Annotated in this window: 24 protein-coding genes and 1 riboswitch; of the genes, 11 read left to right on the forward strand and 13 right to left on the reverse strand. The window is 73.3% G+C overall.

Annotated features, from left to right (window positions below; genetic code table 11):
- Positions 1-183: 183 nt before the first annotated feature.
- The gene (mraZ, locus tag ACIRL2_RS11755) at positions 184-624 is read right to left on the reverse strand and encodes a division/cell wall cluster transcriptional repressor MraZ (protein WP_402231755.1); all 441 of its coding nucleotides are present in this window, start codon (positions 622-624) and stop codon (positions 184-186) included.
- 348 nt (positions 625-972) lie between these two features.
- On the opposite strand from mraZ, the gene ACIRL2_RS11760 reads away from it, so the two are divergent.
- From ACIRL2_RS11760 to ACIRL2_RS11775, 4 genes are all read left to right on the forward strand, one after another.
- On the forward strand, positions 973-1,497 hold the full coding sequence (locus tag ACIRL2_RS11760) for a beta-class carbonic anhydrase (RefSeq protein ID WP_395862417.1): 525 nt from the start codon (positions 973-975) through the stop codon (positions 1,495-1,497).
- Positions 1,498-1,744: 247 nt separating this feature from the next.
- Positions 1,745-2,920, forward strand: coding sequence for an AAA family ATPase (locus ACIRL2_RS11765; RefSeq protein WP_395862415.1), 1,176 nt, complete (start codon positions 1,745-1,747; stop codon positions 2,918-2,920).
- Between the two features lies 1 nt (position 2,921).
- The gene (locus tag ACIRL2_RS11770; protein ID WP_402231757.1) at positions 2,922-4,325 is read left to right on the forward strand and encodes a DUF58 domain-containing protein; all 1,404 of its coding nucleotides are present in this window, start codon (positions 2,922-2,924) and stop codon (positions 4,323-4,325) included.
- Positions 4,322-6,757 carry a transglutaminaseTgpA domain-containing protein gene (locus ACIRL2_RS11775; RefSeq protein WP_402231759.1) on the forward strand — a complete coding sequence of 812 codons (2,436 nt, stop codon included), beginning with the start codon at positions 4,322-4,324 and terminating at the stop codon, positions 6,755-6,757. The genes ACIRL2_RS11770 and ACIRL2_RS11775 overlap by 4 nt, the downstream gene beginning before the upstream one ends.
- Positions 6,758-6,991: 234 nt before the next feature.
- On the opposite strand, the gene ACIRL2_RS11780 is transcribed toward ACIRL2_RS11775, so the two are convergent.
- From ACIRL2_RS11780 to ACIRL2_RS11805, 6 genes are all read right to left on the reverse strand, one after another.
- Complete coding sequence (locus ACIRL2_RS11780; RefSeq protein WP_395862409.1) at positions 6,992-7,384, reverse strand: DUF3040 domain-containing protein; 393 nt, start codon at positions 7,382-7,384, stop codon at positions 6,992-6,994.
- Between the two features lie 280 nt (positions 7,385-7,664).
- A complete protein-coding gene (dinB, locus tag ACIRL2_RS11785) occupies positions 7,665-8,873 on the reverse strand; it encodes a DNA polymerase IV (RefSeq protein ID WP_402231762.1) in 1,209 nt (402 codons plus the stop codon).
- 54 nt (positions 8,874-8,927) lie between these two features.
- Positions 8,928-9,686 carry a methyltransferase domain-containing protein gene (locus tag ACIRL2_RS11790; protein WP_402231764.1) on the reverse strand — a complete coding sequence of 253 codons (759 nt, stop codon included), beginning with the start codon at positions 9,684-9,686 and terminating at the stop codon, positions 8,928-8,930.
- Positions 9,687-9,738: 52 nt separating this feature from the next.
- Positions 9,739-10,407 (reverse strand): hypothetical protein, encoded by a 669-nt coding sequence (locus ACIRL2_RS11795; protein WP_402231766.1) that lies wholly within the window; start codon positions 10,405-10,407, stop codon positions 9,739-9,741.
- Positions 10,408-10,418: 11 nt separating this feature from the next.
- A complete protein-coding gene (locus ACIRL2_RS11800) occupies positions 10,419-10,916 on the reverse strand; it encodes an SAV_6107 family HEPN domain-containing protein (protein WP_402231768.1) in 498 nt (165 codons plus the stop codon).
- A gap of 12 nt (positions 10,917-10,928) precedes the next feature.
- On the reverse strand, positions 10,929-11,216 hold the full coding sequence (locus ACIRL2_RS11805; protein WP_395862401.1) for a DUF6504 family protein: 288 nt from the start codon (positions 11,214-11,216) through the stop codon (positions 10,929-10,931).
- Between the two features lie 322 nt (positions 11,217-11,538).
- Here ACIRL2_RS11805 and ACIRL2_RS11810 point away from each other — a divergent pair, with 322 nt between their 5' ends.
- Complete coding sequence (locus tag ACIRL2_RS11810; RefSeq protein WP_395862399.1) at positions 11,539-12,405, forward strand: 1-aminocyclopropane-1-carboxylate deaminase/D-cysteine desulfhydrase; 867 nt, start codon at positions 11,539-11,541, stop codon at positions 12,403-12,405.
- A gap of 540 nt (positions 12,406-12,945) precedes the next feature.
- The gene (locus tag ACIRL2_RS11815; RefSeq protein ID WP_395862397.1) at positions 12,946-14,433 is read left to right on the forward strand and encodes a phytoene desaturase family protein; all 1,488 of its coding nucleotides are present in this window, start codon (positions 12,946-12,948) and stop codon (positions 14,431-14,433) included.
- Between the two features lie 4 nt (positions 14,434-14,437).
- Here the strand turns inward: ACIRL2_RS11815 and ACIRL2_RS11820 are convergent, their stop codons facing one another.
- Together ACIRL2_RS11820 and metF are read right to left on the reverse strand one after the other, a co-directional pair.
- A complete protein-coding gene (locus ACIRL2_RS11820; protein ID WP_395862395.1) occupies positions 14,438-14,731 on the reverse strand; it encodes a hypothetical protein in 294 nt (97 codons plus the stop codon).
- 70 nt (positions 14,732-14,801) lie between these two features.
- A complete protein-coding gene (gene metF, locus ACIRL2_RS11825) occupies positions 14,802-15,719 on the reverse strand; it encodes a methylenetetrahydrofolate reductase [NAD(P)H] (protein WP_402231770.1) in 918 nt (305 codons plus the stop codon).
- 144 nt (positions 15,720-15,863) lie between these two features.
- On the opposite strand from metF, the gene ACIRL2_RS11830 reads away from it, so the two are divergent.
- A complete protein-coding gene (locus tag ACIRL2_RS11830) occupies positions 15,864-16,955 on the forward strand; it encodes a polyprenyl synthetase family protein (protein ID WP_395862391.1) in 1,092 nt (363 codons plus the stop codon).
- Between the two features lie 526 nt (positions 16,956-17,481).
- Here ACIRL2_RS11830 and ACIRL2_RS11835 read toward each other — a convergent pair.
- The 4 genes from ACIRL2_RS11835 to ACIRL2_RS11850 form a co-directional block, all read right to left on the reverse strand.
- Complete coding sequence (locus ACIRL2_RS11835) at positions 17,482-17,967, reverse strand: ribonuclease domain-containing protein (RefSeq protein WP_395862389.1); 486 nt, start codon at positions 17,965-17,967, stop codon at positions 17,482-17,484.
- 36 nt (positions 17,968-18,003) lie between these two features.
- Positions 18,004-18,648, reverse strand: coding sequence for a thiamine phosphate synthase (gene thiE / locus ACIRL2_RS11840; protein ID WP_395862387.1), 645 nt, complete (start codon positions 18,646-18,648; stop codon positions 18,004-18,006).
- 10 nt (positions 18,649-18,658) lie between these two features.
- On the reverse strand, positions 18,659-19,024 hold the full coding sequence (locus ACIRL2_RS11845) for an Rv2175c family DNA-binding protein (protein ID WP_395862385.1): 366 nt from the start codon (positions 19,022-19,024) through the stop codon (positions 18,659-18,661).
- 88 nt (positions 19,025-19,112) lie between these two features.
- On the reverse strand, positions 19,113-20,297 hold the full coding sequence (locus ACIRL2_RS11850) for an NAD(P)/FAD-dependent oxidoreductase (protein ID WP_402231772.1): 1,185 nt from the start codon (positions 20,295-20,297) through the stop codon (positions 19,113-19,115).
- 114 nt (positions 20,298-20,411) lie between these two features.
- A riboswitch (TPP riboswitch) is annotated at positions 20,412-20,523 on the forward strand.
- Between ACIRL2_RS11850 and thiO the strand changes: the two genes are divergently transcribed.
- From thiO to pknB, 4 genes are all read left to right on the forward strand, one after another.
- Positions 20,519-21,685, forward strand: a complete 1,167-nt coding sequence (gene thiO / locus ACIRL2_RS11855) for a glycine oxidase ThiO (RefSeq protein WP_402231774.1) — start codon at positions 20,519-20,521, stop codon at positions 21,683-21,685. (Overlaps the previous riboswitch by 5 nt.)
- The gene (gene thiS, locus ACIRL2_RS11860) at positions 21,682-21,891 is read left to right on the forward strand and encodes a sulfur carrier protein ThiS (RefSeq protein WP_395862380.1); all 210 of its coding nucleotides are present in this window, start codon (positions 21,682-21,684) and stop codon (positions 21,889-21,891) included. The genes thiO and thiS overlap by 4 nt, the downstream gene beginning before the upstream one ends.
- Positions 21,892-21,896: 5 nt before the next feature.
- Positions 21,897-22,691, forward strand: a complete 795-nt coding sequence (locus tag ACIRL2_RS11865) for a thiazole synthase (protein ID WP_395862378.1) — start codon at positions 21,897-21,899, stop codon at positions 22,689-22,691.
- Positions 22,692-22,784: 93 nt separating this feature from the next.
- Positions 22,785-24,821 carry a Stk1 family PASTA domain-containing Ser/Thr kinase gene (gene pknB, locus ACIRL2_RS11870; protein WP_402231777.1) on the forward strand — a complete coding sequence of 679 codons (2,037 nt, stop codon included), beginning with the start codon at positions 22,785-22,787 and terminating at the stop codon, positions 24,819-24,821.
- Positions 24,822-24,891 lie beyond the last annotated feature (70 nt).

Here is a 24,891-nt window from a genome sequence, read left to right on the forward strand (position 1 = left end):
CTGAGTCGCGACCGGCCGGGAGAACATGCCGCCAGGTCCCCGCCCGCTCGTCTGGGGAAGTGACCTCTGGCACCGGGGAAGGAGTGCCAGAAAGCTCGGAGCGGGTGGAGACCTCGCCGCAGGTGCGTCACGGGCGAGATCGCGTTCGGGAGAGTACGAGGCACGGGGTGTACGCCGCCTCGGTCACAGCAGGCCGGGCAGCACCTCCTCGGACAGTTCCGCGAAGGACTGCTCCTGCTCCGCGAGGTAGTCGTGCCAGGTCTTGGTCGCCCACAACTCGACCCGGGTGTTCGTACCGATGACGACGCAGTCGCGGCTGTCCCGGTCGAGCCCGGCGTAGTCGCGCAGCGGTTGCGGCACCAGCACCCGCCCCTGCTTGTCCGGCACCGCGTCGGAGGCACCCGCGTAGAACACGCGCATGTAGTCCCGGGCGGCTTTCGAGGTCACCGGCGCCTTGCCCAGTTGTTCGGCGATCCGGGTGAACTCCGCGATGGGCCACACATAGAGGCAGCGTTCCTGCCCCTTTGTGATCACAAGGCCCTCCGCCAGCTCGTCCCGGAACCGGGCCGGCAGGATCAGCCGACCTTTTTCGTCCAACCGGGGCTCGTATGTGCCCAGGAACACCGAGCACCTCCGGCCGCCGCGTGGAGCCTCTCGGCTCCATTTCCCGCCACTCTACTCCACCAATCCCCACGGTCAACCCTTTTCGGGCGCGTCACTCCGTTCCCATCCTTGACAAAAGCCCAGGTCAGAAGGGGTGCCTCGAGAGAACCACCCGATTGCGCGCCCCCCGCACGCCACTCCCCCACGTCGGGCGCGGGTTTCCACCTCCGCACCATTGGGCTCCCGGTACGAATCTCCCATTCGGGGATGAGCACCCATAGACCGGAAGGAGTGACGAGTCATCCGCTCTTCGCCGGTGTGACTCCCCCCACGAAGCGAAACGCGGCCGAGGTCGCTACCGTCCTGACCATGGTCGATCGTCTTGTCGCAGCGAACCGGCACTACGCGGAGGGGTACCGCAACCCCGGAATGTCGGCGATGCCGGTACGCCACACCGCGGTCGTCACCTGCATGGACGCACGTCTGGACGTGCACGCCATGCTCGGATTGGAGCTCGGCGACACACACGTGATCCGCAACGCGGGCGGCGTGGTCACCGACGACGTGGTGCGTTCACTGACGATCAGTCAGCGACACCTGGGCACCACGCAGGTCGTACTGATCCATCACACCCAGTGCGGCATGCTCACCGTCACCGAGGATTTCCGCCGCGAGTTGGAGGCGGACACCGGCCTGCGCCCGCAGTGGGCGGTGGAGGCTTTCGTCGATCTCGACGGTGACGTGCGCCAGTCGATGAACCGGGTCCGCAGGTCACCGTTCCTGCTGCACAACGACACCGTGCGCGGATTCGTATACGACGTCACCACCGGCCTGTTGCGCGAGGTTTTCCCCCTCCCCGACGTGCAACCGGAAAGCGGCCCCGCACAGTCCTAGGGTCCGTCGCCCCGATCTTGTCGACCCGGATTCCGGCTCGACACGGCACCATCGAGGAGACGGACCCGTCTCGGCCGAGCCTTTTCTGCCGACCGGATCGCCCCCACGCCGCGTCGACTACCCTCCGGAGTCGCACGACGCGTCGTCCGGGCCGTCCAACGGGGTGACGGCAGCGCACGCGACCGGGAGAATCGGCCTGTGGCCCTGACCCAGGGCGTGCACAACGCGGTTCCAGGGAGGGGCACGGGTGTCGACGTTCAACGATCAGGCCGGTCTGGGGGATCTGACGGTCACCGCCGATCGGATCCGCGGGGCCATGGAGACCGTGATCGAGGGCAAGCCCGAGGTCGTCCGCCTCGCCTTGACCGTGCTGCTGGCCGAGGGCCACCTGCTCGTCGAGGACGTTCCGGGAGTCGGCAAGACGATGCTGGCGAAGGCCCTCGCGCGCTCGGTCGATTGCCGGATGCGCCGGGTGCAGTTCACCCCGGACCTGCTGCCCTCGGACATCACCGGCGTCAGCGTGTTCGACCAGGAGAAGCGCGAGTTCGAGTTCAAGCCGGGCGCGATCTTCGCCAACATCGTGGTCGGCGACGAGATCAACCGGGCCTCGCCCAAGACCCAGTCCGCGCTCCTGGAATGCATGGCCGAGCGTCAGGTCACCGTCGACGGCACCACCTACGAACTCCAGGCGCCGTTCATGGTGATCGCGACGCAGAACCCGGTGGAGATGGAGGGAACGTATCCTCTCCCCGAGGCACAGCGGGACCGGTTCATGGCCCGGGTCTCGATGGGCTACCCGGCCGCGGACGCCGAGCTGCGGATGATCGGCGGCCACAGCGCGGGCTCGCCGCTGAGCGACCTGACCCCGGTCGCGCACGCCGAGGACCTGGTCCGGCTCGCCGACGCGGTGCGCCGGGTGCACGTGTCCCCGGCCGTCGCGCGCTATGCGGTCGACCTGGTCAACGCCACCCGCCGCTCGCCCGAACTGCGCCTGGGCGCCTCGCCGCGCGCCACGCTGCACCTGGTCCGCGCGTCCCGCGCGGCGGCCGCGCTGGACAACCGCGACTACGTCCTCCCGGACGACCTGCAGACACTGGCCGTCGCGGTGCTCGCCCACCGGCTGCTGCCCACCGCCGACGCCCAGATGGCCCGGCGCACCCCCGAGCAGATCGTCGTCGACATCGTGCGCCAGGTCCCGGTCCCCGGGTCTCCCGGCCAGGCGCCGGTCCAGGGGCGGGTCGGCGCGCCGCAGATCGTCCCGGCGCCGCCCGCGCCGCCCGCCCACATGCCCTATCCGGGCGCGGCACCGCAGCACAACGGCGGCCGCCCCTACCCGAACCAGGCACCCACCGCGCACCAGGGCTACGCCCCGGTGACCTCCGACGGCCGCCTCGGCGGCACGGGCTCCGGGGCGGCGCGCTGACGTGCGTACCGCCCTGTCCGGCCTGACGACGCGGGGGCGGTCCTTCCTCGCGGCGGGGGTCGCCGCGAGCATCTGCGCGGTGATCCTGGGCCAACGCGACCTGTTGCGGGTCGGATTCCTGCTCACCGCGCTGCCCCTGGTGTCGGTGCTGATCGTCGCGCGCACCCGGCACCTGGTCACCAGCGCCCGCGCGCTGGAGCCGCCCCGGGTCGCGGCCGGTCACGAGTCCCAGGTGCGGCTGCGCGTGGACAACGTCTCGCGCATCCCCACCGGCCTGCTGATGCTCGAGGACCACGTGCCCTACGTGCTCGGTTCGCGGCCCCGGTTCGTGCTCGACCGGATCGAGCCGCACGGCAATCGGCACGTGTCCTACCGGGTCCGCTCGGACCTGCGCGGGCGCTTCCCGGTCGGACCGCTGCGGCTGCGGATGGCCGACCCGTTCGGGATGTGCGAGCTGACCCGTTCCTTCGCCGCGCGCGACACGTTGGTGGTCACCCCGGCGGTCCAGCCGCTGCCCGCGGTCGACCTGGGCGGCGAGTGGACCGGGTACGGCGACAGCCACGCCCGCAACGTGTCCGCGTCCGGTGAGGAGGACGTGGTCCCGCGCGAGTACCGACACGGCGACGACGTACGCCGGGTGCACTGGCGCTCCACCGCCCGCCGCGGCGAACTGATGGTGCGCCGCGAGGAACAGGCCTGGCAGAACCGGGCCACCGTACTGATCGACACCCGCGCGGGCGCGCACGTGGGCGACGGCCCGGCCTCGTCCTTCGAGTGGGTCGTCTCGGCCGCCGCGTCCGTGGGCGTGCACCTGTGCCGGCGCGGCTACACCACCCGACTGCTCGACTCCGAGGGCGACGCGCCGGCCGGCGACCTGGAGGGAATCCGGGCCGCGCCCGGCGACCTGGAGGGCTTCCTGCTGGACGCGCTGGCCGTGGTCGAGACCGTCCCGGTGACCGGGCTGGACCAGGCCGAACCCGCGCTGCGCGACCCCAACGGCGGCGGCCTGACCGTCGCCGTGCTCGGCGCGCTGACCGAGGACGACATCAAACGGCTCGGCCGGGCCCGTCACCGATCCGGCCGAGGCGTCGCGGTGATCCTGGACGTGAGCACGTGGGGCCGGGTGCCCGGCGCGCTGCCGCACGACAGCGCGGTGGCCCTGCTGCGCCAGGCCGGCTGGCGGGTGTTGTCCGCCCGGGCCGGTACCAGGTTGTCCGAACTGTGGCGTTCGGCCGGACGGGTCGGCGACCCGGCCGCCGCCGGTTCGATGTCCTTCGCCGGCACCTCCCGCGCGAGCGCCCCCGCGGCGCCCGCCGCGGAGGCCGGCGGCTCGACCCCGCCCCCGCGCCCGCGTGCGGCGCCCACGGTCGGGGGCGGCACCGTCGATGAAGGGGAACGGTCATGACCGGTCGACTCCGCCTGGCCCTGGTCGCGGGACTCGCGACCGCGCTGACGTCTTCCTCACTGCTCCCGCTGGTCGACACGGGCGGCTGGATCGCGCAGGGACTGGGCGCGATCCTCCTGGTCGCCCTGGTCGGCGAGGGCGCCCGGCGGATCCGGGTGCCGCGCCCGATCGTGGGACTGACCCAACTCGCCGCGCTGGTGCCCTACCTGCTGCTGGTGTGTGTGCCGGACGCCAGCGGCCCGATCCCCACCCCGAGCAGCATCGACGCGTTCGTGGACCTGCTGCGGGTGGGCGGGCAGGACATCCGGGAGTTCACCGCCCCCGCGCCCGCCTCGCCCGGGATCATCGCGATCCTGCTGCTGGTCATGGGCGGCATGGCCGTGCTCGTGGACCTGATCGCGGTGACCTACGCCCAGGCCGCCCCGGCGGGCCTGCCGCTGCTCGCGCTCTACAGCGTCCCCGCGGCGCTGTCCCGGTCCGGACTGGGCTGGGCGATCTTCCTGATCGCGGCGCTGGCGTACGTCCTGCTGCTGCTCGCCGAGGGCCGCGAGCGGCTGCTGCGCTGGGGTCGGCCGCTGACCCCGCCGCCGGTGGGCCATCCCACGATGCGGCAGTACCGCCCACCCGCGCGCGGCGGCGGCCGGATCGGCGTGGCCGCGCTCGCGGTGGCCGTCGTGGTCCCGGCGCTGATCCCGCTCAGCGCCAACCGGCTGATCGACAAGAACGACACCGGACCCAAGTCGCGCCGACTGACCACGATCAACCCCGTGGTCAAGCTGTCCGACGAGCTGAACCGGGCCGAGAACACCGAACTCATGCGCTACCGCACCACCGCGGCCACACCGGGCTCGGTCTACCTGCGGCTCTCCTCCCTGGACCGGTTCGACGGCCGAAGCTGGCAGCCCTCCGAACGTCCGCTGACCGACGTCCCGCGCGAGTTCCCCAAGCCCGCGGGCCTGGATTCGGCGGTGCGGACGACCGAGGTGACCACCCGGATCGAGGCCGACGACAACTACAAGCAGTTGTCGCTGCCGATGCCCTACCCGGCGACGCAGGTCCAGGTGAAGGGCACCTGGCGCTACGAGGCCGAGGGGCGGCTGCTGCTCGCCGACAACAAGCAGGACACCCGTGGTCTGGGCTGGACGGTGACCAGCCTGGACGTCGAACCGACGCCCGCCCAGCTCAAGGCCGCGCCACCACCGCCGCCCTCGCTCGCGCCGTACGTGGCGCTGCCGCTGCCGCCCGACATGGTCGACCGGGTCCGCCGGCAGGCGCTCAAGATCGGCGGGAACGGCACCTCCTACGACCGGGCCCGCAACCTGGAGGAATGGTTCGCCCGGTCGAGCCAGTTCCGCTACGACACCAAGGTCCCGCAGGGCAACGGCGCCTCCGCCCTGGAGAACTTCCTGGAGCAGAAGGTCGGCTACTGCGAGCAGTTCTCGTCGGCGATGGCGGTGATGGCCCGCACGCTCGGCATCCCGGCGCGGGTCGCGGTCGGCTTCATCCCCGGCACGCTGCAGACCGACCTGACCTACAAGGTGAGCAGCCACGACGCGCACGCGTGGCCCGAGTTGTACTTCTCCGGCGCGGGCTGGATCCGGTTCGAGCCGACCCCCTCGCGGGGCAACTCGCCCTCCTACGCCCAGCAGGACGTCGCGCCGGTGCTGCCCTCCGCGTCCCCCGACAGCGCGGACGAACTGCCCACCAAGCAGCCGCAGGCGTCGCCGGGCGCCACGCCGTCGGCGTCCGCGTCCGCCGCGCCGGTCACCGCCGCGGGCTCCTCGAACGGGCCCTGGCTCTCCGGCCGGACGCTGCTGATCGGCACCGGGATCGCGCTGGTCGTGCTGCTCGCGGCGGCACCGATGTTGACCCGGGGCCGGGTCCGGGGCCGCCGACTCGCGGCGCTGACCCGAAACGCGGCGGCGCAGGGGAGTGCCCCCGAACCCGGCGATCGCGCCGGGCCCGTACTCGGCGGTTGGGCCGAGGTGCTCGACACCGCGCGCGACCTGGGCCATCCGGCCTCCGGCGCGGAGACCCCGCGCCAGGCGGTCGAGCGGCTGCTGGGCGTGTTGTCGGACCGGGCGGCGTCGGACACCGACGACACGAAGGCCGAACCCGTCGTGGTGGACGCCGCCGTGCTCGCGGCCCGCGAGGCGCTGCCGCGCGTCGCGCTCGCCACCGAACGGCTGCTCTACGCGCAGACCCCGCCGACTCCGCAACCGGGCCTGGGCGAGGACGTCCGGGCGGTCCGCAAGGGCCTGCTGGCCCGGGCCGGCCGCGGCCGGCGACTGCGCGCGACGCTGCTCCCGTCGTCGTTGCGCCGCCGGGGCCGGCCGAGCCTGGCCGAACGCCGGTACGCGCTCACCGATCGGCTCCGCCGGCGTCGAAGCGACGGCCCGGGACCCGCGCCGAAGCCGGCCGACGTCGGCTGAGGGCGGCGGTCGGACCGACGACGGTCCGGATCGGGAGACGCGGGTCCCGGACCGGGAGACGAAACGCCGGTGGCGGTGAACCCGTCGAAGGGTTCACCGCCACCGGCGTTCATGCGTATGTATCGACGCGCCCGTGCCGACACTCGTCGGCATCGGGTCGGCCCCGACCGGGCGGTGACCGAGTCTCCCGTACCGTGCCCTGGGGCATCGGACGGGTCGGCCGCCGTGCTCCGCTCAGCTGCCGTTCTCCTCGCGCCGCCGGCGCCAGCGGTCCTCGATGCGGTTCATCACCTTGGCCTTGCGCCGGCGCGGTGCGCGCCCGGGAGCGCCGCCGCCTTCGCCCGCGTTGGCCGTCGCGGGTCCCCGGCGCCAGCCGGTGACCGCGAGGAGCGCCCCACCGAGCATCGCCAGAAAGCCGATGACGCTCACCCAGATCTGTTGGACCATCATGCCGGTCATCAACAAGACGATGCCGAGCAGGAATCCGAGGATCGCCTGAACGGTGCGTCGCCGGGTGTGCCGGCGCATGCCGGCTGCTTCGAGCGCTGTCGCGAATTTGGGATCTTCGGCGTAGAGCGCTCGCTCCATCTGCTCAAGCATGCGCTGCTCGTGCTCTGAGAGCGGCACGGCGTCCTCCTTCGTCGGCCGCGACGCGACCTTGCGGCCCTTTCAGGATAGGCAGGTAATCGCTGTCGTGAAAGCCACCCTCGGCACCGGCTCGAAGCCCGCTTCCGGATGATGGGTCACTACGTCGATTCCCGCCCCTGTCGACACTCCTGCCCTGTCCGGCGCACGCTCATGTCCCCCGGTCAGGGCTTCGATGATATGCGGCCGGAGCGGGTTCGCGCTGAGGGGCGGGGCCGCGCGGGTCGCGCCCGGTCGCCGAGGCCGTTTCCGGGGGTCTGGCTCAGCGCCCCGAACGCCCCCGGGAGCGGGGTCCGGGGGCCAGCAGCGCGGCCGAGGTGAGCGCCGCGTCGCCGAATCGGCCGCGCACCGCGTCGGCCGCGCGCTCCGCCTCGCGTCGGCCCAGAACCCTTTCGCCGAGCATCAGTTGGCGCGGATGGGCGCCGCCGACCAGGCCCTCCACCCGGATGCCCACCAGCCGCAGCCGGGCCCGTTCCAGGCCCAGCGCGCCGTGCAGCACGCAGGCCACGCCGTAGATCTCGTGGCCCACGTCGGTGGCCTCGCGCAGCGTCCTGGCCCGGGTGAGCGTGGTGAAGTCGGCGAAGCGGATCTTGATCGTGACGGTCCGCCCGGCCACCTTCGCCCGGCGCAACCGGCTCGCGGTGCGGTGCGCCAGGTCGAGCAGTGTGCGGCGGATCACCACCGGATCGTCCACGTCGGTGGGGAAAGTCTCCTCGGCGCCGATACTGCGTTCGGGTTCGGACGGGATCACCGGACGCCGGTCCCGGCCCCACGCGAGTTCGTGCAGTCCGCGACCGGCGGCCGGACCGAGCGCGCGGCTCAACGTCTCGACCGGGGTGTGTGCGACGTCACCGATGGTGGTCAGGCCCAGATCGGTGAGCAGCGCGCCGGTGCGTTCGCCGACACCCCACAGTCGGTCCACCGGGAGCGGGTGCAGGAAGTCCACCACCTCCTCGGGGCGGACCACGCGCAGGCCGTTCGGCTTGGCCAGGGCGCCGGCCAGTTTGGCGGTGAACTTGTTGTCGGCGATCCCGACCGAGCAGGTGATGCCCTGTTCGTCCAGGATCCGGGCGCGGATGCTCTCGCCGACCGTCTCCGGCGCGCCCAGTCGGCGGGTGACGCCGGTCAGGTCCAGGAACGCCTCGTCCAGGGACAGCGGCTCCACGCGCGAGGTGATCGAGCGGAGCACCTCCATGACGCCGCCGGAGATCAGCCCGTAGTCGTCGTGGTCCGGCGACAGGAACACCGCGTGCGGGGCGAGCCGGCGGGCCCGGGAGGTGGCCTGGCCGGCGTGTACACCCAGCGCGCGCACGTCGTAGGTGGCGGAGAGCACCACTCCGCGCGGACCCTGGCCGGCCACCACCAGGGGGGTGTCCCGCAGCGCGGGATTGCGGCGGATCTCGACGGACGCGTAGAAGGCGTCCATGTCCACGTGCATGATCGCCGGCGAGGCGGATCGGGCGGTGCTCATCCGGCACCGCCCGGGCCGGGGACCCGATCGGGGTCGGCCCGACCGGGGTCGGGGTCAGCCCGCCGGCTTGCTCGCCAGCAGGTGCAGTTGGGTGGCCAGGGCGCGGTACTCGGGCTGTTCGGCCGCGGCGCGCTCCAGGTCCAGGAGGGCGTCGAAGGAGCCCGGGTCGTCGACCAGGACGCCCGGGACCAAGTCGGCGAAGACCCGGATCGCGTGCACGGGGCCGGCTTCGAGGCCGGCCTTGGCGACCAGGCCGGTGAGGTCGGCGACGGTGAACCGGCGCGGCAGCGGATCGGTCGGACCGTACCGGCCCGCGGGGTCGACGAGCAGGTCGCGGGCCTGGTCGAAGTGCCCGGCGAGGGCACGGGCCAGGACCGCGCCGGTGCGGTTGGCCGCGAGCAGGCTGAGCGTGCCGCCGGCGCGCAGGGCGCGGACGATGTGCGCGAGGTCGGCCGAGGGGTCGTCGACCACCTCGAGCACGCCGTGGCACAACACCACGTCGGCGGCGTCCGGCTCGACCACGTCGAACAAACCGTGTGTGTCGCCCTGGTAGGCCCGGACCAGGTCGGTGACCCCGGCCTCGGCGGCCCGGCGTTCGAACGCGGCGAGCGCGTCCGGGCTGGGGTCGACGACGGTGACCCGGTGGCCGAGTCGGGCGATGGGCACGGCGAGGTTGCCGGTTCCGCCACCGGCGTCGAGCACGTCCAGGACGTCCCGTCCGGCCGCCCGGGCCCGTCGGTCCAACGCCTCGCGCAGCACCTGCCACACGACGGCGGTACGCATCGAGCTGCGCCTGCGCGTCTGGTCGGACACGGACACCCTCCTCCGGAACTGGTCGGGTTCCACCTTAGGGCGTCGAGGGAAGTCATCCCGCGCTCCCGGGACCGGCGTGCCAGAGCTTGTGCGGGGGCTGCTCGGTGGGGCCGCCGGCCGGGCGCAGGTCGGCGCACGGGCGGATCCGGAAGCCGCCCGTGTGCACCAGGACGCGGCGTGTGGCGGGCGCGGGCCCGTGGGTGTCGACGCGGCCACCGGTTCGTGTACGGCCGGGGGGTCGCCGGTGCTCCACGCGTCGTACCGGCCGCCCCGCTCCCGGCGGCCGGTGGCCCGCGGCGAGCGCGTCCCGCGTGGTCGCCGGGTCGGCCCGGTCGCGCCCGTGCGCGTCGCTGATCAGCCGGCACAGCGCGCTCCGGCCGGCCCTGCCCCGGGCGAGCACGGCGGCCCGGGGGTGTCCGGCGTCGGTGAATTCGCCGCCGCGCGCGGGGGTGCGTCGGCGCGGGCTCGTTTCGGCGGCGGCCGGCTCGATCGGCGGTACCGCGAACTCGGCGCCCCGGACGGGCCGGATGCCCGCCGCGACGCACCCGCGCGCGACGGCGCCGTACACCCCGTCCCGATCGGTCGGCGCGAGCGTGTCCGGACAGTGTTCGACCGTGCGCTCGATCAGCGTGTGCGGATGCGGGACGCCGGAGCGCATCGAATGCCCGGACGCGACGTGCGGGTGGACGAACGAGCGCTTCGATCGACTCGGTCGGTTCATGGGTGGTGCGTTCAATCGATAGGAGGGGGTGGGGCCGGGATCGGGGGCAGCGCGAGCAGTCGCACCACCAGGCGGAAGAAGGTCTCCACGTCGCGGATCAGGTCGTCCGCCTCGCGGCCGGTGACCGCGCCGGGCAGCCCCGCCTCGGCGGCGGCGCGCTTGCGGGCGCCGGACGCGAAGAAGGCGGCCCATTCGGTCAGCTCGGGCGCCACCTTCGGCAGCAGTTCCCACGCGCTGCGCGGGGCCCGCCGGCGCCGGCCCGGACGCTCGTCCTCGGCCTGTGCCCGAGCGGCCAGCACGGCCGCGGCCACGCGCAGCGCGGCCAGATGGGCCGTGGCGTACCGCTCTGCGGCGTCGCGGTTGACGGCGGCCTCGGTGAGCCCGCGCCGAGCCTGGGCCAGCAGATCGAGCGCGCCGCGCGGGGCGGACGACCAGCGCACGGGCGCCCGTCGGATCGGCGGCGGCTCGGGTATGTGGGCGGACTGGTTCAGACTCGCGCTCGGGCTCACGAAGCCACCTCCTCAATCGGCGGTCCGCGCCAGCGTCCAGGTCCCGGCGCCGGCGTCCAGGCTGAGGTCGTACACACCCAACGGCGCACTGCGACCGGCACCGGCCTCCACACGCCACACCTCACGCTCCCCCGTCGCCACGACGGCGGTCCGCGAGCGCGCGTGTTGCCACCACTCGCCGGTCTCGACCCAGTGCCCGATCACCTCCCGGACCACGTAGAGCCGGTCGTGCCACAGGAACCGCGCGGGGTCCCCACCACTGCGCAGCACCTCCACCGGGTCGGTGTGCAGACGCGTCATGCCGCTCCTCCTCTGCCGGGGGATCGGCGATGCGCTTCCCCACGCACCGCCGACCCGGGCTACCCATCCGGTTGCCCCGTGCCGTTCGAGTCGAACTCTTTCTCGAACAAAAGTTCGATCTCGTTTGCCAGTAAAGCTCGCTCCCCCACCCACGTCAACGTCATTGCCGCAGTCCCGGGCGAACCGTCGTGTTCGAGCGATGTTCGAGCATGTTCGAGTCCACTCGATCCGCCGTCGAGAGCGGTCGCCCCCCACGTCCTCCACCGTGACAGGCGACACCGACAGCCCCGGCGGGCCGACCCGGCGTGCCACCCTTGTCCGGGTGCGCCCACGTCTGCCCTCGCCGCTGCGCGAGCTGTCCGATCCCCGACTGACCGCCCGCGGCCTGCGACTCGCGCTCAAACGGGACGACCTGATCCATCCCGAGGTGCCCGGCAACAAGTGGCGAAAGCTGAAGTACAACCTGGTGGCGGCCCGTGAGCAGGGGCAGCGCACGTTGTTGACCTTCGGCGGCGCGTACTCCAACCACCTGCGGGCCACCGCCGCCGCCGGCCGCGCGCACGGGCTGGCCACGGTGGGCGTGGTGCGTGGCGAGGAACTCGCCGACCGCCCGCTCAACCCGTCGCTCGCCTTCGCCGTCGAACACGGCATGCGGCTGGTGTTCACGGACCGCGCGACCTACCGCGCCAAGCACACGCCGCGCGTACTCGATCGGCTGCTCGCCGCGCACGGCCCCGCGTACGTGCTCCCGGAGGGCGGCAGCAACGAGGCCGCCGTGCGCGGCTGCGCGGAACTGCCGGCCGAGCTCGGCGAGGACCTGGACACGGTCTGCGTCGCGGTGGGCACCGGCGGCACGCTGGCCGGCGTCGCGGCGGGCCTGCCGCCCGGACGGCGCGCGATCGGCTTCGCGGCGCTGAAGGGCGGCTTCCTCGCCGACGAGGTGGCCGACCTCCAACGGCGCACGTACGGCGCGCCGACCGAGAACTGGCATGTGGAGCACGACTTCCACCACGGCGGCTACGCGCGGCGCGGCCCGGAACTGGACGCCTTCCTAGCCGACTTCGCGGCCCGACACGACTTCGCACCCGAGCCGATCTACGTCGGCAAGATGTTGTTCGGCCTGTTCGCCCTCGCCGAGCGCGGCACGTTCGCGCCGGGCACCCGACTGGTCGCGGTGGTCACCGGCTGAGCCCGACCCGCCGCCGGCCCCGAACCGCGGCCCGGTCTCGCGACGTGCATGCGGCATGCGGCATGCGAAAGGCGTCGGTCCCGCCGCCCCCGCGGCAGTACCGACGCCTCGAACGACCCGGCTCCCCCGTGCCGGTCGTCGCCCACCGGGACCGACCGACGCCCCCGTCGTCCGTCCCGATGTCGCCGCGCCCCGCCGTCCCCCCGAACGGCCCTCCCCCCGAGGTTGTGTATGGGCGCTTCCCCGTGCCGACCACTGTGCCGGTCGGTCCGGTGGCGGAACATCCGTACGAATACTCAGTGGCGGGCATGAGTATCACCGCCCATATCCGCCTTGATCACGACTTTCGACCCGGGTTGCCCGCGGTGGAAAGAAATTTTCCCCGCGCGTACAACCCTCTGCCCGGGTCGCGAGTCTTACCAATCGTGACCCGCTGGGGGGTGGGCCCGTGGACCGTGGGGAGCGGTCGCGGGACGGTGAGGGGGATCAGGCCCGGGGGGCGGGCCTGATCCCCCTCACCCGCATATACGCTGTGCCACCGTGGCTCGCATTGTGGTTGTCGGCGCAGGTATGGGTGGGTTGGCGGTGGCCGCTCGGCTGGCCACGCTTCGGCACGAGGTGACCATCTGCGAACGGTCGTCGGCGACCGGCGGACTGTCCGGGTCGATCGTGCGGGACGGCTTCACCTTCACCACCGGGCCCGGGCTGCTCACGCTGCCGGCCGTCTACCGCGACCTGTTCCTCAAGACCGGCGCCGCCATCGAGGACGTCGTGGACCTGGTCCCGATCGCCACACCCACCCGCGAGTCGTTCGCCGCCGCGAGCGGCGCGCGCACCGTCGTGGACATCCCCAACGCGTCCCGGTCCGGGACCCACGAGGCGTTCGAGTCCGGGTTCGGGCCGGGCGCGGGCGACGACTGGCAGCGGCTGCTGCACCGCGCCGGCGAGATGTGGGGCGTCACGCGCAAGAGCTTCTTCGAGGCGCCGCTCCTGGCCGATCCCGCACAGCGCGCCGAGCGGCTGCGCAGCGCGGGCGGGCGGGCCGACCTGCGGGTGACCGCGCCGTGGCGCTCGCTGCGCTCGCTGGGTCGGACCCACCTGGGCGACCTGCGGCTGCGCGCCCACCTGGAGCGCTTCGCCGCCGAGGCGGGCTGCCACCCGGGCAAGGCACCCGCGACGCTGGCGACGCTGCCGTACCTGGAGGAGACCTTCGGGGTGTGGTGGGTGCGCGGCGGTCTGCACCGGATGACCCAGGCGCTGCACGCGCGCTGCGTGCAGCGGAAGGTGAAGGTGCGCACCGACACCGAGGTGATCTCGATCGAACGCGCCGGCGGGCGGGTCGCCGGCGTACTGCTGGCCGACGGCGGCCGGCTCGACGCCGACGTCGTGATCACCGACCTGCCCACCGACCCCGAAAGCGCCGGGCTGCTGCCGGCCGCGAGGACCGGCGGGGCAGGGCGGGTGCCGGCCTCCTCGGCGATGCTCGAACTGCATCTCGCGCTGCGCGGCGGCTCCGCCGGGACGCCGCACCGCACCTACCTGTTCGCGGACGATCCCGGGCACGAGCCGGACGCGCTGTTCGCGCGCCGCGCGGCGCCGCCGGTCGATCCCTCGCTGTGCGTACTGGCCCCCGACGACCCGGCGCTGGCCCCCGAGGGGCACAGCGCGTGGACGGTACAACTGCGGGTGCCTCGGCACGGCGCGGTGGACTGGGACTCGGCCGCCGTCCGGGCCGCCTACCCGGCGACCGTGCTCGACCTGATGGCCCGTCGCGGTCTGGACGTCCGCGACCGGGTGTTGTGGTCGGAGCTGCGCACGCCCGCCGACCTGGCGGAGCAGACCGGCGCCCCGGGCGGCGAGGTGCCGGGCGCGGGCGCCGACGGTCCGCGCACCGCACCGCGCCGGGTCCCGAACCGGTCGGCCGTACCGGGACTGTTCTCGGTCGGCGCGAGCGCCCATCCGGGTGGCGGTCTGACCCGGGTGGGCATGTCCGCGGCGCTGGTGGCGGAGCTGATCGGGCGCGCGTGAGGCGTCAGCGGGCCTTGGCGCGGCGGCCCTTCGGGCGCCGGCCGCTGACCGTCCAGCCGTGGTGGTAGGCCTTGCGCACGTAGCGCGTGGTCAGGAACTGGCCCACGGCGAAGCAGAACACGCCGATGCCGACCAGCACCGGGTTCTTGATCCCCACGCCTGCGGCCACACCGACGAAGCCGACGAAGGCGAGCACGCGGTAGCGGAACGGCGCGCCGTGCTGCCACAGCACCTCGGTCAGCAACCACAACCCGATCGGCACGAACAGGATGTAGAGCACCACCAAGCCGAGCTGCACGGTAGATCCCTTCGTTACCGGCGCGTTGCCTCACCCTAAAGGGTGAACCGGTCGTTGGGGCCGAACCGGATCAGCCGCCTTCGTGAAGCCCGAGGTTCTGGTAGATCTCGGTGGTCGCGGTGGATCGGTTGAGGGTGATGAAGTGCAGTCCCGGCGCGCCCTCGGCGAGCAGCCGCTCGGACATCCGGGTCGCGTACTCCACGCCGATCGCGCGCACCGCGGCCCGGTCGTCGGCGACCGCCTCGACCGCCACCGCCAGCTCGGCCGGCACCCTGCAGCCGCTCAGCTCGTCCGCCCGCACCAGCGTGGTCGGGCTGGTGACCGGCATCACCTCGGGAATGATCGGGATGTCGCAGCCGGCCGCCGCCACCCGGTCGCGCAGCCGCAGGTAGTCCTCGACCGAGAAGAACATCTGGGTGATCGCGTAGTCGGCGCCGGCCCGGCACTTGGCCACGAAGTGCCGGATGTCCTCTTCCCAGTTCGTCGAACGCGGGTGCATCTCCGGGAACGCCGCGACGCCCACGCAGAAGTCGCCGGACGCGCGCAGCAGCTCGACCAGCTCGATCGCGTAGGTGAAGCCGTCCGGGTGGGCGACCCACTCGCCCTTCGGGTCGCCGGGCGGGTCGCCGCGCAGCGCGAGCACGTTGCGCACGCCCGCGTCGGCGTACTGCCCGATGATGTTGCGCAGCTCGGCGCGGGTGTGCCCGACCGCGGTCAGGTGGCCCACGGGGGTGAGCGTGGTCTCGGTGGCGATCCGTTCGGTGGTGTCCACGGTCATGCCCCGGCTGGAGCCGCCCGCGCCGTAGGTGACCGAGACGAAGGTCGGCGCCAGCGCCTCGACCCGACGGATGGCATCCCACAGTGTGCGGGTGCCCTTCTCGCTCCTGGGTGGCATGAACTCGAACGAGAAGGACCGGGTGCCGCTCGCGAGCAGATCGCGAATGGCGGGGGTTCGACTGATCCGAGTGGATGCGGCACCGAGAGACATGTACGCAGGTTATCCGGCGGTCACGCGGACGAGAACGTCTTCCCACTCCGCGAGACGGCCGGGCTGCTCCGGATGGCCGGACCGGGCGCAAGTTAGGCTGCCCCGTACTTCCCCACCGTTTCATCGCCCTCGACGGAAGACTCCATGGCTGCCGATTCCTTCCCCGTACATCCCCTGGACCGGGACGGCCTGCGGCAGCGCGTCAATGCCGCGCTGGGCGAGTTCATGGACCGTCAGGCCGAGGTGCTCGCCGACGTGGGCGAGGGCATGGTCCCGGTCACCGCGGCACTGAGCGACTTCGTGCTCGACGGCGGCAAGCGGCTGCGGCCGGGCTTTTGCTACTGGGGCTGGCGCGGTATCGCGGGACCGGACGCGGAGGATGCCGCGATCGTGCGCGCGGCCACCGCGCTGGAATTGCTCCAGGCCAGCGCGCTGATCCACGACGACCTGATGGACAGCAGCGACACCCGGCGCGGCAAGCCCGCGGTGCACCGCCGGTTCGAGGGCCTGCACGCGACGAGCGGCTGGGTCGGCTCGGGCGAGTCGTTCGGCTCGGCGGCGGCGATCCTGCTCGGCGACCTGTGCCTGTCCTGGTGCGACGAGATGTTCGGCGCGAGCGGTGTGGACGACCGGGCACTGCGCGCGGCCAAGCCGTTGTTCGACGTGATGCGCACCGAGGTGATGGCGGGCCAGTACCTCGACGTGCTGGAGCAGGCGATGGGCGGCGGCTCGGTCGAGCGCTCACGGCGCGTGATGCGGTTCAAGTCCGCCAAGTACACGATCGAACGCCCCCTGCACGTGGGTGCCGCGCTGGCCGGCGCCGATCGGGCCGCCCTGGACGCCTACTCCGCGTACGGGCTCCCGCTCGGTGAGGCGTTCCAACTCCGTGACGACGTGCTCGGCGTCTTCGGTGACCCCGAGCGGACCGGCAAGCCCGCCGGCGACGACCTGCGCGAGGGCAAGCGCACCGTGCTGCTGGCGCTCGCCGGCGAGCGGGCCGACGCCGCGCAGGCCGAGGTGCTGACCGCGCTGCTCGGCGATCCCGCGCTGAGCGACACCGGGGTCAAGGAATTGCGCGCGGTGATCGAGGACACCGGCGCGCTCGCCGACGTGGAGACGATGATCACCGAGCTGACCGAGCGGGCCCTCGCCGCCCTGGCCGTCGCGCCGATCGCCGAGGACGCGCGCGAAGTGCTGCGTGAGCTGGCCGACGCCGCCACCGTGCGCAGCGTCTAGTCCGGCGTCCGCGGCGTCGCCGACCGCGAACGGTGCGCCCAGGGCCGCGGGGCGGGGCCGCTCCGGCTCGGACGCCCGGCCCCGGGAGGGGTGCGGGCCGTGCGTCTCGTCGGCCTCGAGCAGTGCCTGGGGCGGGTTGCGGCCGATCAGGTAGATCCCGCCGATCATCGCGGCGAGCACGAACAGCGGGAACAGCAGCGCGGCGCCGCCGTCGGATGTCGTGCCCGGGTGGGGCCGCGAGTGTTCGGCGCCGGCTCTGGGCCCGGGGATCGACGGCTTCGCCGGGCCCGTCGAGGTGGTCGGCACCGTCGCGGGGTGCGGCAGGTCGTGGTCGCGGGCATCCTCTGCGGACCCCGGACGACATCGAACGTCGGGTGTGTCCATCTCGGCAGTCTGGCCGCTTGCTCCGCCCGGTCCGGCCGGAATAGCCCATCCGCGAGGCCAACCACCCGATCGGCCCAGGACCGGTGCCGGCGCCGGCACCCACCCGCAGAGTCGACCCCTTCGTGCGAGCCGGCGCACCCGCTCAGGGCAGCACGGCCGCGAAGCTCGCGTAGTGGTCGTCGCTGTAGTAGCGCTCGGTGTTCCTGCCCGTGACGATCCGGCGCGCGCCGCGATCGGCAGCGCCCGGCGTGCGGACCGTGTACTCGCGGTAGTACCCGTCGGGCTCCGCCGGCAGCAGCTTCTCCCGGTTGCCGAAGACGACGCCGTCGCGGTTGTAGGGGAACGGCCCGCCCGCCGCGATCAGGCGCAGCGTCTCGCGGGCCTCGGCCGGCAGCCGCGCCGCGGCGACGGTGCGCATCCCGGCGGGCACCCAGTCGGGGCGCGCGGCGGTGGACCCGAGCGGTCCGGGGGCGGTCGCGCCGGTGCGGATGGTCGCCGTGGTGGGCGGCGCACTCGCGCGGGTGCCGCCGTCGCCGTCGTCCCGGGTGAGCGCGAAGGCCAGAGCGAGCGCGGCGACGAGCGCGAGCAGCGTGACAACGACGAGAGCACGCCGCCGAGAACCGGACATGGCCGGATATTGTCACGCCGTCTCGCGCGCGCCGGGTCAGCGCCCGGCGAGTCGCCGGACGAATTCCGCCGTTGCCTTCGCCGGGTCCGCGGCCTCGGTGATCGCGCGTACGACCACCACGCGGTCGGCACCCGCGGCCAGCACCTCGTCCAGGTTGTCCCGGTCGATGCCGCCGATCGCGAACCACGGCCGGGTCGGGCGCAGCGCCGCGGTGTAGCGGACCAGGTCCAGGCCCGGCGCGGGTCGGCCCGGCTTGGTCGGGGTGGGCCAGACCGGCCCGGTGCAGAAGTAGTCCACCCCGGGCTCGAGGATCGCCGCGTCCACCTCGGCCTCGGCGTGCGTGGACCGGCCGATCAGCACGTCGCCGCCGATGATCGCGCGCGCGGCCGGGACGGGCAGGTCGTCCTGTCCCAGGTGCAGCACGTCGGGGCCGATCGCGTGCGCGACGTCCGCGCGGTCGTTGACCGCGAGCAGCGCGCCGTGGCGGCGGCACGCGTCCGCGAACACCTGGAGGTATCCGAGTTCGGGCCGGGCCTCCAGGCCCTTCTGCCGCAGTTGCACGATGTCCACGCCCGCGCCCAGGACCGCGTCCAGGAACGCGGGCAGGTCGCCCTGGCGCTCGCGCGCGTCGGTGCACAGGTACAGGCGCGCGGCGGCCAGCCGTTCCTGTCGGCTCGTCATCGGCCCGGCCTCAGATCGCCAGCGCCTGGGCGCGGCGACGCACCTCGGTCATCCGGTTCTCCTGGAGCGCCTGCACCGGCGTGCCCGGGAGCGTGTCGTCCGCGGTGAACAACCACTCCAGCGCCTCCTCGTCGGTGAACCCGGAGTCCGCGAGCAGGGTCAGCGTGCCGACCAGGCCCTTGACGATGTTGCCGTCCTGGAAGAAGTCGGCGGGTACCTGGAGGGCCCGGTGCTCGCCGCGGCGCACGGCCAGGAACTTGCGCTCCTTGAGTTGCTGCCGGACCTTCAGGATGTCCACACCGAGGATCTCGGCGATGTCGGGGAGTGTCACCCAGGCGGGGACGAGGGCTTCTGTTTTGGCGTCGATCTCGCTCACCCGGCCAAGTTTAGGTTCCGCGGCCGGGCCGGCCGGCCGGCGCCCGGCCCGGTACGGCCCGGTGCGGCACGGCGCGGCCCGACCGCGGTCAGCGCGCGACCGACTTGAGCGGGTTCTCGGGGTCGGCGAACCGCTCCCGGTCCACCGGCGTGCCCAGTTGCACGAGCTTGCGGCCCTGGGCCAGGTCGCGCGGCCGGGCGACGGCGAGCAGCGCCGTCAGCCGGTCGCCGGCGAACCAGCCCGCGGCCCACTTGCCGTCCTCGCCCGCGCCGCGGAAGACGAGTTCCTCGCCCGCGCCGTGCCGGCCGACGTACTGGACCATCCGACCGAACTGGTCGGACCAGAAATACGGGACCGGGTCGTACGCCTGGTCGCCGCCGAGCAGGTTGGCCACCAGCACGCGCGGTGCCTGGAGCGCGTTGTCCCAGTGCTCGACGTTCATCCGGGTGCCGTAGCGGGCGGACGGGAAGTCCACGCAGTCGCCGACCGCGTACACCCCGGGCACCGAGGTGGCCAGGTGGTCGTCCACCTCGACGAAGCCGCGGTCGTTGACGGCCACACCGGAGTCGGCCAGCCACTCGGTGGCCGGGCGCACCCCGATGCCGACCACGATCGCGTCCGCGCGCAGCCGGCGGCCGTCGGTCAGGTGTACCGCGCCCGGCTCCAGGCGATCCACCCGCGCGCCCAGCAGCAGTTCCACGCCGGCCTCGGCGTACCACGGCACGAAGCGTTCGCCGATGGCGTCGGGGAAGGGGCCGGCGAGCGGGGTGTGCAGGGCCTCGACCACGGTGGTCGGGCAGCCGGCGGCGGCCGCGGCGGTGGCCACCTCGGCGCCGATCCAGCCCGCGCCGACGATCACCACGTGCGCGCCGGGCACCAGTGCGGCGCGCAGCGCGCGGGCGTCGTCGATGGTGCGCAGCACGTGCACGCCGGGCACCTCCCCCGCGCCGGGCAGGTTGAGCACGCGCGAGCCGGTCGCGATCACCAGGCGGTCGAAGGCGACCGGTCCCGCGTCGGTGTCCACCGCGCCCGGTCGCAGTCCCGTCGCGGTCCGGCCGAACAGCACCTCGGTCTCCAGCGCGGCCCAGTCCGCCTCGAAGGACGTGTCGTCGGTCTTGCCCGCGAGCACCTCCTTCGACAACGGCGGCCGGTCGTACGGCGCGTGCGCCTCGGCGCCGAGCAGGGTGACGCGCCCGGCGTACCCCTGGTCCCGCAGCGCCACCACGGTTTGCAGGCCGGCCATGCCGGCACCCACGACGAGCACGTTGTCCATGCGGGGCACCCTATGACGCGCCCCGGCGCGACCGGCGGGCAGGGTCTTGACTCAGTCAAGGACATCTCGGACGCACTCGGGCACCCCGGGGCACGCGAAACCGGTGTCGTAGTGTGGAGAGGTCACGGGAGCCCGGTGAGACCGGGCTGAGAGGGGGGCTGCGAGCCCCCGACCGTCCGAACCTGATCCGGGTCATACCGGCGAAGGGAGTTCCCCTCACCATGTCCACCATCCCCACCACCGATGTCGTGGTGGTCGGCGCGGGCGTCGCCGGGCTGTCCGTCGCGTGGCGCGCGCGCACCCGGTACGGACTGGCCGTCACCGTGGTCGACCCGACCCCGGGCGCGGGCGCCTCGCACGCCGCGGCCGGCATGCTCACCCCCGTCTCCGAACTCCAGTACGGCGAGGAGAGCCTGCTCCGGCTGAGCATCGAATCGGCCCGGCGCTACCCCGAGTTCGCGGCCGAGCTGGCCGAGGCCGCGGGCCTGCCCTCGGGCTACCGCGCGTGCGGCACGATCGCGGTCGCGCTGGACGCGGACGACCGGGCCGTACTCAAGGACCTGCACGCCCACCAGCAGCGGCTGGGCCTGCACTCGTCCTGGCTGACCAGCCGCGAGTGCCGCCGGCTCGAACCGATGTTGTCCCCGGCGATCACCGGCGGCCTGCATGTCGAGGACGACCACCAGATCGACAACCGCCTGCTGGTCGCGGCGCTGCTCGCGGCCTGCGCGCGGGCCGGCGTCGGCTTCGTCCGCGAGCGCGTCGAGCGCGTCCTGGTCGCCGACGAGCGCGCGTACGGCGTGCGGTTGCCCGACGGGCGCGACCTGATCGCGGATCAGGTGCTGCTCGCGGCGGGCGCCCGCTCGGCGCTGATCCCCGGCCTGCCGCCGGAGGCGGTCCCGCCGGTGCGCCCGGTCAAGGGCGAGATCCTGCGCCTGCGGGTGCCGCCGGCCCTGCTGCCGCTGCTGTCCCGCAACGTCCGGGGCGTGGTCAAGGGCGGCAGCATGTACCTGGTGCCGCGCGCGGACGGCGAACTGGTGATCGGCGCGACCGAGCACGAACTCGGGCACGACACCGAGGTCACCGCCGGCGGCGTGTACGAACTCCTGCGCGACGCGCACGAACTCGTCCCCGGCATCACCGAGCTGCCTTTGATGGAGACGCTCGCCGGGCTGCGCCCCGGCAGCCCGGACAACGCGCCGATCCTGGGTCGTTCCGCGCTGGCCGGCCTGGTGGTGGCCACCGGCCACTACCGGCACGGCATCCTGCTCACCCCGATCACCGCCGACACCGTGGCCGAGGCGCTCGCGCACGGCACCACCCCCGAACTCATCGAGCCCTTCGGGCCCGACCGCTTCGCGAGCGCCGCCCGAGAGGTGATGGCATGAACGACATCGAGGTCTTTGTCAACGGCGACCGGCGCCGCGTCGCGGACGGCACCACCGTCGCCGACCTCGTGGCCACGCTGACCACCGCCGCCAAGGGTGTCGCGGTCGCGGTGGACGAGTCCGTGGTGCCGCGCGGCGCGTGGGCCGAGACCGTGCTCGACGCGGGCAGCCGCGTCGAGGTGCTGACCGCCGTCCAGGGAGGATGACCGGCATGGCCGACGACAAGCTGGTGATCGGCGGCGAGTCCTTCACGTCGCGGCTGATCACCGGGACCGGCGGCGCGCCGAGCCTGGAGATCCTGGAGCAGGCGCTGATCGCGTCGGGCACCGAGATCACCACGGTGGCGATGCGCCGAGTGGATCCGGGGACCTCGGGCTCGGTGCTGGACGTGCTGCGCCGGTTGGGCATCCGGGTGTTGCCGAACACCGCGGGGTGCTTCACCTCGGGCGAGGCGGTGCTGACCGCGCGGTTGGCCCGGGAGGCGCTGGAGACCGACTGGGTCAAGCTCGAAGTGGTCGCCGACGAGCGCACGTTGCTGCCGGACGGGGTGGAACTCGTGGATGCCGCAGAGCGGTTGGTCGACGACGGCTTCCGGGTGCTGGCGTACACCAACGACGACCCGGTGCTCGCGCGCCGGCTCGAGCAGGTGGGCTGCGTGGCGGTGATGCCGCTCGGGTCGCCGATCGGTTCGGGCCTGGGCATCCGCAACCCGCACAACATCCGGCTGATCACCGACCAGGCCAAGGTCCCGGTGGTGCTGGACGCGGGCCTGGGCACCGCCTCCGACGCGGCGCTCGCGATGGAGCTGGGCTGCGACGCGGTGATGCTCGCGACGGCGGTCACCCGGGCGCAATCGCCGCGGTTGATGGCCGAGGCGATGCGGCACGCGGTGGACGGCGGCCGGCTCGCCTACCGCGCCGGGCGGATCCCGATGCGACACCACGCGCACGCGTCGTCACCGATGGCCGGCATGCTGGAGACGAGCCCCGAGCACCCCGCCTTCTGACCGGGCCGCACGATCGGTGCGGCCTTCCTCGGACGGGGAACCATGGGGAAGACCGTCGGCGTCCACAAGGCAGTGGACCCTACACTCCTGAACATGGACACGACCTTGAATGATCCGCTCGTCGGGCGGCTGCTCGACGGTCGATACCGGGTCGATGCCCGAGTTGCCGCGGGTGGCATGGCCACGGTGTATCGGGCTCTCGACACCCGTCTCGACCGCACCGTCGCCCTCAAGGTGATGCACGCCGGGCTGGCCCAGGACCCGGAGTTCACCCGCCGGTTCATCCTGGAGGCGAAGGCCGCGGCGCGGTTGTCGCACCCCAACGTGGTCAACGTCTTCGACCAGGGCACCGACGGCGCCTTCGCCTACCTGGCGATGGAGTACGTCGAGGGCCGCACGCTGCGCGAATTGCTCCAGGACCTGGGCAACATGACACCGCGCGAGGCGTTCGGCGTACTGGAGCCGATGCTGGCGGCGCTGTCCGCGGCGCACCGGGCGGGCTTCGTGCACCGCGACGTCAAGCCGGAGAACGTGCTGATCTCCGACGACGGCGGGATCAAGCTCGGCGACTTCGGGCTGGCCCGGGCGACCAGCACCACCGCCACCGCCGCGACCGGCAAGGTCCTGGTCGGCACGGTCGCCTACCTCGCGCCGGAACAGGTCGAGCGAGGCGAGTCCAGCCCGCGCTCGGACGTGTACGCGGCGGGCGTGGTGCTCTACGAGATGCTCACCGGCCGGCAGCCGCACCACGGCGCGACCGCGGTCGAGGTCATCTACAAACACGTGCACGCGGACGTGCCGGCGCCCTCGCTCGCGGTGCCGGGCCTGTCGCACGCGCTGGACACGCTGGTGCGCACCGCCACCGTGCGCGACCCGGAGCAGCGGCCGAACGACGCCGAGACCCTGCTGAGCCTGGTCCGCCGGACCCGGCACGCGATGCCGGACACGGAGCTGGACTTCGGCGCGGCGCTGCGTCTGCCGCCGCCGCCCGAGCCGATCCACGACAACGCCACGAGCGTGTTCCGGGCGGGCGAGGTGATGTTGCCGCCGCATCTGGCGCCGCTCGGACTGAGCGTGGACTCGATGGAGGACGAGCAGGCGCGCTACGGCGGCGGCGCGTACGACGAGCCCTATGCGGCGGAGCACCACGAGTACGCCCCGGCCACCGAGGCGCCCCCGACCGGCACCCCCGGCGGCGGCTATCCGCAGCAGCCCAAGCTGCCCGGTCGGCGCCGCCGGCGCGGGCCCTCGCGCGGGATGATCGTGCTCGCGGTGGTACTGCTCGTCGCCGCCGCGATCGGCGGCGGTGCGTGGTGGTACGGCGCGGGTCGCTACTCCGATGTGCCGGGTGTCCTGAACATGACCCAGGCCGACGCCGAGCGCAAACTCGAGTCCGCGGGCCTGAAGGTCGAGTACGTCGGCGACGGGGAGTTCAGCGAGATCACCGCCAAGGGCTCGGTGTTGTCCACCGACCCCGCCCCGGGCAAGAACGTGCTCAGCGGCTCGAAGATCAAGGTCAAGCTGTCCAAGGGCCCGGAGCGGCACGTGGTGCCCGCGCTGGTGAACCTGAAGATCGAGGACGCCAAGAAGGCGCTCGCCGACGCGAGCCTGAAACCCGGCACCGAGACCAAGACCGCGAGCAACAAGCCGCCCGGCACCGTGGTCGGCAGCCAACCGGCCGCCGGCGAGCCGCTCCAGCGGGACAGCGTGGTGGCCCTGGTGGTCAGCCGCGGCCCGGACACCGTGGTCCCGGACCTGACCGGGCTCAGCGTGGACGAGGCCAAGGCCAGGTTCCAGCCGGCGACCGGGGTGAGCGTCGAGGTGGATCCGACCCAGCAGTTCTCGGACACCGTGCCGGTCGGCCGGATCATGTCCTTCGCCCCGGGAACGAACGCGACCGTGCCCTTCGGCACCCGGATCACCGTGGTGTTGTCCAAGGGACCGGACCTGGTCCAGGTGCCGCCGGTGACCGGGATGAACCCGGACGACGCGGCCCGGGCGCTGCAGGCCGTCGGGCTGCGGGTGAACAACCGAATGATCCCGCTGATCCCGGCCAACGTCGGCAAGCAGGATCCGGCGGCGGGTTCGATGGTCAAGCGCAACAGCGAGGTCTTCATCTCGAACTTCTAGGGCGGCACCGCGAAGGCCCCGCTCCCTCGACACGTCGTCGGGGAAGCGGGGCCTTCGGTCGTTCGCCCGC

This window comes from Embleya sp. NPDC127516 (genome assembly GCF_044765325.1).
Classification (GTDB): Bacteria; Actinomycetota; Actinomycetes; order Streptomycetales; family Streptomycetaceae; genus Embleya.

Excerpts from the sequence above, each read along its gene's own strand:
- ACIRL2_RS11775 (WP_402231759.1), top strand. The coding sequence starts at position 4,322 with ATGACCGGTCGACTCCGCCTGGCCCTGGTCGCGGGACTCGCGACCGCG.
- pknB (WP_402231777.1), top strand. The coding sequence starts at position 22,785 with ATGGACACGACCTTGAATGATCCGCTCGTCGGGCGGCTGCTCGACGGT.
- thiE (WP_395862387.1), bottom strand. The coding sequence starts at position 18,648 with ATGACGAGCCGACAGGAACGGCTGGCCGCCGCGCGCCTGTACCTGTGC.
- ACIRL2_RS11795 (WP_402231766.1), bottom strand. The coding sequence starts at position 10,407 with ATGAACCGACCGAGTCGATCGAAGCGCTCGTTCGTCCACCCGCACGTC.
- ACIRL2_RS11830 (WP_395862391.1), top strand. The coding sequence starts at position 15,864 with ATGGCTGCCGATTCCTTCCCCGTACATCCCCTGGACCGGGACGGCCTG.
- ACIRL2_RS11760 (WP_395862417.1), top strand. The coding sequence starts at position 973 with ATGGTCGATCGTCTTGTCGCAGCGAACCGGCACTACGCGGAGGGGTAC.
- thiO (WP_402231774.1), top strand. The coding sequence starts at position 20,519 with ATGTCCACCATCCCCACCACCGATGTCGTGGTGGTCGGCGCGGGCGTC.
- dinB (WP_402231762.1), bottom strand. The coding sequence starts at position 8,873 with ATGAGCACCGCCCGATCCGCCTCGCCGGCGATCATGCACGTGGACATG.
- ACIRL2_RS11850 (WP_402231772.1), bottom strand. The coding sequence starts at position 20,297 with ATGGACAACGTGCTCGTCGTGGGTGCCGGCATGGCCGGCCTGCAAACC.
- metF (WP_402231770.1), bottom strand. The coding sequence starts at position 15,719 with ATGTCTCTCGGTGCCGCATCCACTCGGATCAGTCGAACCCCCGCCATT.
- thiS (WP_395862380.1), top strand. The coding sequence starts at position 21,682 with ATGAACGACATCGAGGTCTTTGTCAACGGCGACCGGCGCCGCGTCGCG.
- ACIRL2_RS11805 (WP_395862401.1), bottom strand. The coding sequence starts at position 11,216 with ATGACGCGTCTGCACACCGACCCGGTGGAGGTGCTGCGCAGTGGTGGG.
- ACIRL2_RS11865 (WP_395862378.1), top strand. The coding sequence starts at position 21,897 with ATGGCCGACGACAAGCTGGTGATCGGCGGCGAGTCCTTCACGTCGCGG.
- ACIRL2_RS11835 (WP_395862389.1), bottom strand. The coding sequence starts at position 17,967 with ATGTCCGGTTCTCGGCGGCGTGCTCTCGTCGTTGTCACGCTGCTCGCG.